The sequence below is a fragment of the Sinobaca sp. SA16-1 genome (assembly GCF_059510515.1).
The window spans coordinates 66,770-78,778 of sequence record NZ_JCAKFL010000005.1; the positions used below are offsets into that span (position 1 = coordinate 66,770).

Here is a 12,009-nt window from a genome sequence, read left to right on the forward strand (position 1 = left end):
TTATTCATATAACCGGGCATAGGATAAGCAAATGGAGGTGTTTGAAATGAATCAGACGTTCAAACCGGATGGTTACAATTCGCTGTCCCCCTATTTAATCGTGGACGATGCACAGAAGCTGATGGAGTTTTTAGAAAAGGTATTTGATGCAAAGGAACTGCGGCGCTATGATAATACGGACGGAACCATCATGCATGCCGAGATCCAGATTGATGACTCGGTAATGATGATCGCAGACGCTTCAGAGCAGTTTCCGGCTGTGAGCCATCTGCTGCATGTGTATGTGCCGGACGTGGACGAGGTATTTGATGCAGCCATTCAGTCAGGATGCACGTCAATGGAAAGGCCTGTTCAAAAAGGAGACCCGGACAAAAGAGGTACATTTAAAGACTTCTCAGGCAATATATGGAGTGTTGCCACCCAACAGTAAGAAAGCGGGTAAGCCTTTTAAAAGGTCAGTGACCTTCTAAGGGGCTTTTTTCATTGCAGCTAGCCATACAAAAACATCTTCCAGTTTGGTATAGTAATTCTAACGAGAGAACATACATTCTTTACATAGAAGGCTTTTATTTCATACATCAGAAAAGAGGAGTGGCAGGGATGAAATTTTTCCATACGGCGGACTGGCATTTAGGAAAGCTGGTTCAGGGCGTGTATATGACCGAAGACCAGGAATACATTTTGGAACAGTTTATCGAAGCGGTCAAAGCAGAAAAACCGGATGCTGTCATTATTGCAGGAGACCTGTACGACCGGGCGGTGCCGCCTACCGAGGCCGTGCAGCTGTTAAACCGGGTGCTGGAAATCATTGCAATCGAGCTGAACACACCGCTGCTTGCGATCGCAGGCAACCATGACAGCCCAAGCCGCCTGCATTTTGGCCGGGAAGTAATGAAACAGTCCGGCTTTCATATTACCGGGGAACTGAGCGAGCCGTTTCAGCCGGTCGTGCTGCACGATGACGCCGGTGAGGTGCACTTTCACTTAGTGCCGTATACCGATCCGAGCCAGGTGCGGCTTGCTTTCGAGGACGAAACGGTAAAAACACACGACGACGCCCTGCGCGCGATTACGGCAAAAATAGAAGCCGCCAAAGATCCAAATGCCCGCCACGTATTTGTAGGCCACGCGTTTCTTACGTCGCACGGGGAAGAAAAAGAAAACACGAGCACGTCCGAACGCCAGCTTTCGATTGGCGGCGCGGATCAGGCGAGCGCCGGGTATTTGGACGGGTTCGACTATGTGGCACTCGGCCACCTGCATCAGGGACATTTTGTCGGCCGGCAGACGGTGCAGTATGCGGGCTCGCCGCTGAAGTATTCCCTTTCCGAACAGACGCACAAAAAAGGCTATCTGGTGGTGGACATTGCTGCCAACGGTACGGTGGAAGTAGAAAAGCGGCTGCTGGAGCCAAAGCGCGACATGTATGCCGTGGTAGGTTATATCGCTGATATTCTGGAGCACGACATATGTGAAGACTACGTGTTTGTGAAACTGCTTGACGAGACCGTGGTGCTCTCGGCAATGGAGAAGATCCGCTCGGTCTATCCGAACGCCATGCACGTGGAGCGGGAATTTCCTACGTTGTCTGTGACCGATTCGGAAAGTACACTGAAAGACCGTACGAAGATGAGTGACTTCGCGCTTTTTCAATCATTTTACGAAGAAGTGCGGGGCTCGGAAGCAACGGAAGCGACCGAGCAGTTATTCCAGGATGCGCTGCAGGCGCTGAATGTGAAAGAGGGGGAGCGGAAATGAAGCCATTAAAAATAAAAATGACCGCTTTCGGTCCGTATAAATATCAGGAAGTGATTGATTTTGACGATCTGCAGGATCACAAGCTGTTCGTGATTTCCGGAAAAACCGGCGCCGGCAAAACGTCGATTTTCGACGCCATCTGCTTTGCGCTTTACGGGGATGCCAGCGGCGAAGACCGCAGCGACATCCGGTCGATGCGCAGCCACTTTGCCGAGGACGACCTGCATACCTCCGTTACGTTTGAGTTTGAACTCAAAGGCCGTGCCTACCGGGTATTCCGCCAGCTCGGTCATGTGAAGCAGGGAAACAAAAGCGGCACCGGGGACAAGTATGAACTCTATGAAATTACGGACGGCCAGGAAATCCCGTTAACCGATCGCTTTATCGCAACCCAGGTGAATGAAAAAATCCAGTCGATTATCGGCTTAACGAAAGACCAGTTCAGCCAGATTGTGATGCTGCCGCAGGGGGAGTTTCGGAAACTGCTCACCTCGGAAACGGAAAACAAGGAAGAAATCCTCCGAAAAATTTTCAAGACGAGTTTTTACAAACGGGTCGTCGATCATCTGGACGGCAAACGCAAAGACATCCAAAAGCAGTTCGACAACCAGAAACATACGAGAGAGATACATATTGAAAATGTGAAAGCGTCTCTGCCGCAGCGGGACGCATCGGCATTTTTTAACGTTCTCGCGCAGGAGCACTACAACACAAACCAGGTGCTGGACGGACTGGATCAGGAAATCTCGTTTTACGAGCAGCAGCAGACGGACACCTACCAAACGTTCCAGACTAAAGAAGAAAGCGCCAAAAAAGTTGAAGCGCAGTTTCATCAGGCGCAGGAATTGAACAAGCGCATCGATACGCTGGCAGAAAAGCAGCACGAACAGCAGCAGCTCGAAGACAAGCAGGAGCAGTTCGTAGAGAAGGAAAAGCAGTTCCAGCTTGCCGAAAAAGCCGCGCAGCTGGAAGTATATGAAAAGCAGGCAGTGGATATACGGCAGGAAGCAGAACGTAAACAAAAACAGCGGGAAAACGCAGAGATCGCGTATAACAGTGCTGCTGAAAAGCAGAAGGCCGCCCAGGCGGTGTATACCGAAGAAGAAAACAAAGCGCAGCTCCGGGAAGATACGAGAAAAGAACGGGACCGTCTTGAATCACACCTGCCCACCGTACAGGAGCTGGAAAGCAGAAAGCAGAAAATCCGGCAGTTGAAAACCGAGGAAGAAACGCTTTCCCAACAGGCAGAAGCGGGTGAACGGGATGTTCAGCAGGCAAGAGCGGAGCTGACCAAAAAGCGGGAAGAGCTGGAGCCGCTCGAAGAAAACGTCCGCTCCCTTCAGGAGAAAACAGAACAATTAAACGATCTCCGTACAACTGCTACGATTATGAAAGAATACTTAAAAAAACAGGCGACGAAGCATGAGGCAGGAAAAGAAGTATCCGCATTTAAGGCCGTTTATGAAAAAGAAGAACAATCGTTTGAACAGCTGGAGGAGCGCTGGCTCAATGGACAGGCCAGTATCCTGGCGGCGGATCATCTGCACGATGGCAAGCCCTGCCCGGTCTGCGGAAGCGAAGAACATCCGAAGTCTGCGGTTCTGACAGACGATATTCCAGGTAAAGACGAGCTGGAAGCAAAGCGCCGCGAGAAAAAGCAGAAGGAAGCGGACTTCACGAACGCCCAGGCGAAAGCACATGCGATACAGGAGCAGGAGAACGAAAAAAAGCAGGAATTGATCGATAATGGTTATAATCCCGAAAGCGCAGAACAGGATTTTCAAACCATTTCCAGACAGGGCATTGAGCTGAACCAGAGTATTCAGCAGCTGAAAAAAGATCAGGAAACGATAGATGAGTTAAGGGAAACAATTAGAAAAAACGATAAAGCGCTTGAAACAAAGGTAGAAGAGCAGACAAAAATGACGGAACGGCTCTCCAATCTGCGTGCCGATTATAAGACGGAAACATCGCTGTATGAGCAGAGCATTGCCTCCATTCCGGAAGAGCTGCGTTCTCTTACGCATCTGAAACAAAAAATCGAGGAAACAACCGCGACGTACGAAAAGCTCGAAGGCGAGTGGAAGCGGGCTCAGGAGGCGAGACAGCAGGCTCAGGAAGCGCTGCTTACCGCAGAAGCGAACGTGAAGCATACACAAGAACAGCTCCAGGAGGTACAAAGTAAGCAGAGAAACGTGCAAAACACCTATGAAGCATCGCTGGAGAAGGCCGGATTTTCCACGGAAGCCGCCTATCAGGAAGCCAAGCTGCCGCGGGAAACGCGGGAAACGCTGCAGCAGGAAGTAAAGGACTATCACACCGCCGTGCAGACCATTGCGGTTCAGGTGAAAGATCTGCAGGAGGCATTACAAGACCAGGAACGAATCGATGTAGATGAACTACAGGAAAAACTGCATGCACTCCAGCAGGAGATGGAAGAGGCGAGAACGGCGCATCAGCAGGCAAAAAGCTATCTGAACAACGCTGAACTAGGCAGGGAGAGAATCGCCGCTGCCGAAAAGGAACTGGCGGACGTAGAACAGGAGTTTCAGCTGATTAAAGACTTGTATGACGTGGTGCGCGGGGAGAATACGAAAAAGATCAGTTTTGAGCGCTACCTGCAGATTGAATTTCTCGAACAGATTATTCATGCGGCCAACGAACGGCTGAAGCGCCTCGCAAACGGCCAGTACTACCTGATGCGCAGCGACCGTCTGGAGAAGCGGGGCAGGCAGAGCGGGCTCGGCCTCGATGTGCTCGATAACTATACCGGACAGGTGCGGGACGTAAAGACGCTGTCCGGGGGCGAAAAGTTCAACGCCTCCTTGTGCCTTGCGCTCGGCATGGCAGACGTGATCCAAGCGTACGAAGGCGGTATTTCGATTGAAACGATGTTCATTGACGAAGGCTTCGGCTCCCTTGATGAGGAATCCCTGCAGAAGGCGATCGATACGCTCGTTGACCTGCAGCAGTCGGGACGCATGATTGGCGTGATTTCCCACGTGCAGGAGATGAAACAGGTGATTCCTGCGACCCTGGAAGTGAAAAAGACAAAAGAAGGATACAGCGAGACGAGGTTTGTATTGAATTAAAAGAAACCTGTCTCTTTGCACGAACGCATGAGTCGTGTAAAATATATAGGGCTAAGAAAAATAAAAGACCAGTATAAATAGATCTGTTTTTAATAGAGAATATGTAGATGAAAGGATTGGAATGGGAGTATGAAAGAAAATTTCTGGCGTGACCTGCCGCGGCCGTTCTTCGTATTGGCGCCGATGGAAGACGTGACGAACGTTGTGTTCCGCCATGTGGTGGCGGAAGCGGCCCGGCCTGATGTGTTTTTTACCGAATTTACCAACACGGAAAGCTACTGCCACCCGGAAGGGATCTTCAGCGTGCGGGGACGCCTGACGTTCACAGAAGACGAGCAGCCAATGGTAGCTCACATATGGGGAAACAAGCCCGAGCATTTCCGGGAGATGAGCATCGGTATGGCAGAACAGGGCTTCAAGGGAGTCGATATTAATATGGGCTGCCCGGTACCGAACGTGGCGGCCAAAGGAAAAGGGAGCGGCCTGATCCGCTATCCGGATAACGCAGCCGACATCATCCAGGCTGCCAAAGCGGGCGGCCTGCCGGTAAGCGTCAAGACAAGACTCGGCTACACGAACGTGGACGAGTGGAGAGGCTGGCTGACGCACGTATTAAAGCAGGAGGTCGCCAACCTGTCGATTCACCTGCGCACGAAAAAGGAAATGAGTGCCGTCGAGGCGCATTGGGAGCTGATTCCGGACATCATGGCTCTCCGGGACGAAATAGCACCGGACACTCTGATTACGATCAACGGCGATATTCCGGATCATCAGACCGGGATGGAGCTTGCGACGAAATACGGGGTGGACGGCGTCATGATCGGACGCGGGATTTTCACGAATCCGTTTGCGTTTGAAACAGAGCCCAGAGAGCACAGCAGCAAGGAGCTGTTTGATCTGCTGCGCCTGCATCTGGATCTGCATGACAAGTATTCCACCGAAATTGAGCCGATTTCCTTCAAGCCGCTCCGCCGCTTCTTTAAAATCTATATCCGCGGCATCCGCGGGGGCGGAGAACTTCGCAATCAATTGATGACCACAGAGACGACGGATGAAGTCCGGGCTCTGTTGAATGAATTCGAAGCCGGCACGTTGAAAAAAGAGAAACAGTTGAATTTGTAAGTGATATAAATAGTCACCATATAAGCCCACTGGATATTCCGAAGACAAAGGAATATCCAAGGGGCTTTTTGTATGACAAGGAGCGAAAGCATAAAAAATTACTAGTTTATGTTTTGAATTTATTAATGTAATAAAATAATTTACATACATTTTTTGAATATATAGTAAAATATAGAAACACTATAGTGAACAATATTCTTACATATAGAAATGAGGCACCCTAGCCATGGAGCACCGTTTGGTCGTCAACTCAGAGTCGGATAATTTATTAAAGGAACTTACCAGTTCATTGCAAACGTGCGATAGCTTCTATTTTGGCGTCGCTTTTGTTAATTTTAGCGGCGTGCAGCTGCTTTTGGATACGTTAAAGGAAGCAGAACAGCGGGGGATTCGAGGAAGAATCATGACCTCTACCTATTTGAATTTCACCGATCCTCAGGCATTGGAGCGGTTAAAGGAATTTGAGCATATTGATTTAAAAGTGTTTGTCACGGACAAACAGGTAGGATTCCATACAAAAGCGTACATTTTCGAATATCCTGATTCGTACAAAATTATAATTGGCTCCTCCAACGTCACGCAATCTGCTTTGAAAAGTAACGTGGAGTGGAATGTGGAAATTGTCTCAAAGAAACATGCTGCTTTTGTAGAACGTGTGCTGGCAGAGTATGAACAGCTCTGGAACCGCAGCATTATCGCGACAGAGGAATTTCTACATGATTATCGGGAGCTATACCGTAATACAGAAAGAGCAGCTTTTACAGCCAGTGCTGTTTATGAAAAAGCGGAATATGTGGTGCCGAATTCGATGCAGAGCCGTGCAATTGATAACTTAGATCGACTGCGTGCCTTGGAAGAAACAAAAGCACTAGTGATTGCAGCCACTGGAACCGGGAAAACGTATATGTCGGCATTTGATGTAAAGCGGGTTCGGCCTAAACGGCTTTTATTTATCGTACATAGAGAAGAAATTCTTCAAAAAGCGAAAGAAACCTTTGAACATTTAATGCCTGCCATTCAGCGCAGCTTCGGGGTTTTAACAGGAACCCAAAAAGATTGGGACGTCGACTATTTATTTGCGAATATCCGAACGCTAGCAAATCATCATACGTCGTTTGAGCCAGAGGCTTTTGATTATATTGTGGTAGACGAAGCTCATCACGCGACGGCCTCTCAGTATGAACAGGTGCTTGCTTGGTTTACGCCCCAATTTACATTAGGCATGACGGCTACACCGGAAAGAAGCGATCAGCTGTCTGTGTTTGAACTATTTGATCATAATGTCGCTCTAGAGGTAAGACTACATGAGGCACTAGCGGATGATATTGTGGCTCCGTTTCATTATTTTGGCATTACCGATCTGTCAGATATTGATTTAACGGACGTCCGGCTAGAAGATACAGCGGAAATTGCGAAAAGGCTGCAGGTTCATAAGCGGGTAGATTTTATTGCAGAACAAATGGCGTTTTATGGCTTTGATGGGGAGCAGCGAAGAGGGCTAGGATTCTGTGTGAACCGGGAACATGCCGCATTTATGACAGAAGCTTTTAATCAACAAGGTATTACTAGCCAGTATTTATCAGGAGAAGATAACGGAGCAGTCAGAGAAGCGGCTATTCGAAATTTAGAAGATGCCTCTCATCCTCTGGAGTTTTTGTTTACGGTGGATATTTTTAACGAAGGTATTGATATTCCGACCGTGAATCTCGTACTGATGTTAAGGCCGACTCAATCGCCGATTGTATTTATCCAACAGCTAGGACGAGGACTGCGTAAGCACCCTGGAAAACAATTTTTAACCGTTCTAGACTTTATCGGCAATCATACGAAGAGCTTCTTGATTGCGATCGCTTTAAACGGTCAGCGCTACTACGATAAAGAGAGCTTAAAGGTAGCTGTATCTACTGAGTTTGCTCACGTACCGGGTGCTACTCATATTCAAATGGATAAGATTTCGCAAGAGCGAATTCTAGCCCAGATTGATCAAGAGTCCTTTTACAGTATGGCCTATTTAAAAGAGCAATACATGGAATTTAAGAAAGTTCGTCACGGAAAGACGCCCTATAAGCTGATGGACTATTACACGTATGACGGTGCTCCTGATCCGGTGAAGTTTATTCAAAAAGAGGGTAGCTATCTTCATTTTCTCATGAAAATGGAAAAAGAAGAGTCTATAACATCGTTGCTCCAAGATGAAGTTTGGGCTAGCGTATACAAAACAATTTCTAAGATGCTACCAATCAAACGGCCGCATGAGTTTAGCTTATATCTTGCTCTTCTCGACCAAGACACACTATCTATAGAAGAGGCAGCATATGAAATTCGTCATTGGATAGAGGAAGTAAATAGGGATAGCGTGCAGCACGCGATGCAAAATGTGGCGCACGCCTTTTTAGACCAACGCGAAAAAGATCGATCGCCAGCATTGGTGGAGTGGTATGAAGAATCCATTGTACGTAGCTCAATTTTAAAAGAGCTGCTGCAAAGCAATACGTATAAGCAGTATCTAATCGACTTACTGGAATACGGACTGCATCGCTACGCGCGAGAATTTGGTAAAAAAGACTACGGTACGCCTTTCTTTAAGCTACATGAACAATATTAAATGAGAGATACAGCGGTATTATCGAATGCGACAGTCACTCATTCTTCTTTCCGAGGTTCGGGTCTGCTTCGGAGTGGAAATGATTTATTCTTATTTGTGGACCTTCATAAAGACGCCGGTACGGAAGAACGGTTAATGTACAAAGATGAAATAAAAAGTCCCACTGATTTTCAGTGGGAAAGTCCAAATAATATGGCGCAAAACTCTGGACGTGGAACGAGCATTATAGAGCATAAAGAAAAAGGAAATAGGCTTCATTTATTTGTGCGGAAATATAAAACGATAGAAAACAGTGTCGTAGAACCATTTATTTATTTGGGAGAACTAAACGTAGAGTCTTTTCAAAATGAAAAGCCGGTGATGTTTCAAATGAAGCTGCAGCATCCTATTCCTTCTCAGCTATATAGAGAACTTACCGAGAAAGTTTAGGACAGAGAAGCTTTAGCCATTAGCTCTTCTACTGCAGGTACATCAGCTGGTGCCCAGTTCAAAGAAGAGAATAGATCAGGCGTTAGCCAGAGAAGTTTGGCATGCTCTGTAGCCACTGGTTCTCCGGAAACGAGCTCGGCTTGTAAGCAAATAAGCTCAATGATAAAAGCATCGTATTCATGAACATGGCGATGGAAAACCTCGCCTGCTTTAATGTTGCAGTGCAGTTCTTCGCTAATCTCACGTTCAATCGCGCTTTGTAAGTCCTCACCGGGTTCTACTTTGCCACCAGGGAATTCCCATAGGTTAGGTAAGGCCATATCGGGACTACGAAGCGCACATAGTAATTCATTTTGCTCGTTTTCTATAACAGCAGCAACAACGCTGATTTGTTTTTTAGGCATAAGTAAGTCATTCCTTCCAGTGTATGAAGATACCATGAGTATAGCAGTTTGCGGGCTTTTCTTCATTTAGAAATACTTTATAAGCTTCAAAAGCATTAACCATTATTAGAAAATGACAAATAGACTGGAAATAAAAAGTAAAATGACGATATATATAGAAAAAGTTTAATCTAACAAAATATTTTTAAAAAACGAACTAATCTACTTTTTTGATAAATGATTTTACTCACTTTTTAAGAAATACCTCATGTACAATTTACCTATTTTTCAAGGAGGCTCTTATCATGCAAGTGTTTTACAACTTTTCCCATTAATATTAGATTCTTTAAAGTTTCAAATTAAGTTAGAGAATGTATTGGTTCCCATGTACCTCTTAAATACTTCCAAGGGGGAATGGTAATCTAACGATTTTCTTGGAATATTATTTTTTTGAAGGCTACAGCAGATATATATATAGTTGCTCTACCTATCGAAAATGCATATTGCTTAGACAGTCCTTCTTTTCGAAGCAGGCCGTTTGAACGTTCGTTTAACCCATTCTGGGAAGATGTTCCCGGATCGGCAAAATAGATGGAGAGGTCATGCCTGTTACTAATAGAGCGTCAGTTCGAAAATTCTTTTACGCAGTCAAATGTGATTGACTTGAAAAGGTATTTTTAGAGGTGGATGCATTAATGATGCATCCGCTAAGTAGTAAGAATAAGCGGTAGTGTAATATGTGGTTACATTATTTGCGTTCATTTACATAAATCACTTCGTTGTAGTACAAATGAATTATCTTACAGTTGTTGTCAGTTATATAGTACTTATGAAATAATAAAAGGAATCAACTCATTTAGCAATCTATTCTCAGGGACGTAAAAAATCGTTGCTTTTTAACTATTAGGGGGATCAGCAAATTGAAAGGTAATCCATTTGTTTATTACTTGGATCAATATAATGTTTTGTCTCCAAATCACTCAAAAATTTATGATGAATACACACACGATTCTAGTGATGAGAAAAACTTTACATTTAATATACATACTCAAATAGAAGAAACTTTATTACAAGTATATGAAAATAATCCACAAAGTGTCATTCTTACTGGCAACGCTGGGGATGGAAAGACTAGGTTATGTAGAATTATATATAATCACTTTAACGATGAGGATTTAACCACTTGGCCAGCAGAAGGGATAGTTGATTTTCGTTTTCCTAAAGGGATATTAAGGATCGTAAAAGATTTATCAGAACTTAAGGAAGATGTCATTCAAAAAGAGCTTGCTGCTCTTCAAAAGAATATAGAAAACAATCACGCTGATAAAATTTATTACTTAATTGCAGCTAACGAAGGAAAACTCACTAAATTCTTATCTCAACGTGATGACTTAAATCTCATTAATGAAGAGGTTCTGAAGCGGTTCGAATCTTATGAAAATAACTCACAAGGATTCAGTGTTTTTAACTTATTAGATGTGACTTCTTCGGTTTATGTTAGCAGAGTACTAGAAGAATGGAATAGAGAAGAGAATTGGAGTGCATGCCTAGCCTGTCCTAAGAAAGATAGGTGTATTATTTATATGAATCATGAACGAACATCACAACCTCATATTCAAGAAAAGATTGTGGAACAGTACCAGCTTCTTGACTATTTAGATACCCATATCACTATGCGTGAAATGCTCATCCATAATAGCTTTATGCTGACGGGAGGATATACTTGTGATGATGTCTTAAAGGCGGATTACAAGCAATTAAAAGATCAAATAAAACGTCCATATTATCAGAATTTCTACGGACGTGATTTAAGTGAGAATGCTTTCTCAGAAATGAATGCTTTGAAATTATTCAAGACTTTTGACCCAGGTAACTATTCTCATTCATCAATTGATGATTTTATAATAAACGGAGATATTAATGGTGATGAACAAATTGAGAGGGTTCATAAAGATATATTCGGTCCTACACTAGATTTAGAATTAGGTTATTTCCAAAAAAGATTAACCTTATACCGTGATTATAACGTAGACAATGATCATTCACTAATTGAAGAATGGATTCCAAAGCTAAGAAGAAAACTGTTCTATGAGTTACAAGAAGAGATTGGTTTTGCTACAGATCAGCTACTACCATATGAATACCTTAGTGACTATAAGTCTCTTTTCAGCAACCCTAAAAACCAAACGGCAGTAAAAAAACAACTTACGAATGGTTTAAACCGTATATTTTCTGGACGGTTAACTACTGATATGAAAGAGTTATTAGCTACAAATAAGAACTTAATGATTTATGAGTCGTTCAAGACTAGGAAATCTTTAAATTTAATAGAAGAGTTGGAGAGAACAGACTTAGATAGAAAGCCATCTAAATTCACTTTGAATGTGGATGGTAAAATTTCAATGAAAGTCAATCTGGCTATATTCGAATATTTAATGAGGGCAACTGGTGGAGGAACTCATAACATCCTTCAGCAAGACGCTGAAATATTAGTTTATACATTCAAAAACGAGCTCATTACGTTAAGTGAACCTGATGAATATGAATTAAATATACTTCGTTACGATAGAGAAGAAGGACTATTTATTGAAGATGAAATTAGCTTAAGCTAAGGGAGGGT

The 12,009-nt window shown here is 44.3% G+C and carries 8 protein-coding genes and 1 pseudogene; 7 read left to right on the forward strand and 2 right to left on the reverse strand.

Going from position 1 to position 12,009, the window contains the following annotated elements:
• The first annotated feature begins 46 nt into the window (after positions 1–46).
• From AC5W2J_RS14455 to AC5W2J_RS14480, 6 genes are all read left to right on the forward strand, one after another.
• On the forward strand, positions 47–430 hold the full coding sequence (locus tag AC5W2J_RS14455; RefSeq protein WP_496060165.1) for a VOC family protein: 384 nt from the start codon (positions 47–49) through the stop codon (positions 428–430).
• A gap of 170 nt (positions 431–600) precedes the next feature.
• Entirely contained in the window at positions 601–1,758 is a 1,158-nt protein-coding gene (locus tag AC5W2J_RS14460) for an exonuclease SbcCD subunit D (RefSeq protein WP_496060166.1), read from the forward strand.
• Positions 1,755–4,850 carry an AAA family ATPase gene (locus AC5W2J_RS14465; protein ID WP_496060167.1) on the forward strand — a complete coding sequence of 1,032 codons (3,096 nt, stop codon included), beginning with the start codon at positions 1,755–1,757 and terminating at the stop codon, positions 4,848–4,850. The genes AC5W2J_RS14460 and AC5W2J_RS14465 overlap by 4 nt, the downstream gene beginning before the upstream one ends.
• A gap of 129 nt (positions 4,851–4,979) precedes the next feature.
• Entirely contained in the window at positions 4,980–5,972 is a 993-nt protein-coding gene (locus AC5W2J_RS14470) for a tRNA dihydrouridine synthase (protein WP_496060168.1), read from the forward strand.
• A gap of 226 nt (positions 5,973–6,198) precedes the next feature.
• The gene (locus AC5W2J_RS14475) at positions 6,199–8,577 is read left to right on the forward strand and encodes a DEAD/DEAH box helicase (RefSeq protein ID WP_496060169.1); all 2,379 of its coding nucleotides are present in this window, start codon (positions 6,199–6,201) and stop codon (positions 8,575–8,577) included.
• Positions 8,578–9,006 (forward strand): DUF3427 domain-containing protein, encoded by a 429-nt coding sequence (locus AC5W2J_RS14480; protein WP_496060170.1) that lies wholly within the window; start codon positions 8,578–8,580, stop codon positions 9,004–9,006.
• Here the strand turns inward: AC5W2J_RS14480 and AC5W2J_RS14485 are convergent.
• Positions 9,003–9,410 (reverse strand): (deoxy)nucleoside triphosphate pyrophosphohydrolase, encoded by a 408-nt coding sequence (locus AC5W2J_RS14485; RefSeq protein ID WP_496060171.1) that lies wholly within the window; start codon positions 9,408–9,410, stop codon positions 9,003–9,005. The two genes, AC5W2J_RS14480 and AC5W2J_RS14485, sit on opposite strands and share 4 nt — an antisense overlap.
• A gap of 333 nt (positions 9,411–9,743) precedes the next feature.
• A pseudogene (locus tag AC5W2J_RS14490) lies at positions 9,744–10,066 on the reverse strand (transposase); the annotation flags it as partial.
• Between the two features lie 243 nt (positions 10,067–10,309).
• On the opposite strand from AC5W2J_RS14490, the gene AC5W2J_RS14495 reads away from it, so the two are divergent.
• A complete protein-coding gene (locus tag AC5W2J_RS14495; RefSeq protein ID WP_496060172.1) occupies positions 10,310–12,001 on the forward strand; it encodes a hypothetical protein in 1,692 nt (563 codons plus the stop codon).
• Positions 12,002–12,009 lie beyond the last annotated feature (8 nt).

What these genes read in the sequence shown, in the direction of transcription:
- AC5W2J_RS14480 (WP_496060170.1), top strand. Translation starts at nt 8,578, where the DNA reads ATGAGAGATACAGCGGTATTATCGAATGCGACAGTCACTCATTCTTCT.
- AC5W2J_RS14460 (WP_496060166.1), top strand. Translation starts at nt 601, where the DNA reads ATGAAATTTTTCCATACGGCGGACTGGCATTTAGGAAAGCTGGTTCAG.
- AC5W2J_RS14475 (WP_496060169.1), top strand. Translation starts at nt 6,199, where the DNA reads ATGGAGCACCGTTTGGTCGTCAACTCAGAGTCGGATAATTTATTAAAG.
- AC5W2J_RS14485 (WP_496060171.1), bottom strand. Translation starts at nt 9,410, where the DNA reads ATGCCTAAAAAACAAATCAGCGTTGTTGCTGCTGTTATAGAAAACGAG.
- AC5W2J_RS14470 (WP_496060168.1), top strand. Translation starts at nt 4,980, where the DNA reads ATGAAAGAAAATTTCTGGCGTGACCTGCCGCGGCCGTTCTTCGTATTG.
- AC5W2J_RS14455 (WP_496060165.1), top strand. Translation starts at nt 47, where the DNA reads ATGAATCAGACGTTCAAACCGGATGGTTACAATTCGCTGTCCCCCTAT.
- AC5W2J_RS14465 (WP_496060167.1), top strand. Translation starts at nt 1,755, where the DNA reads ATGAAGCCATTAAAAATAAAAATGACCGCTTTCGGTCCGTATAAATAT.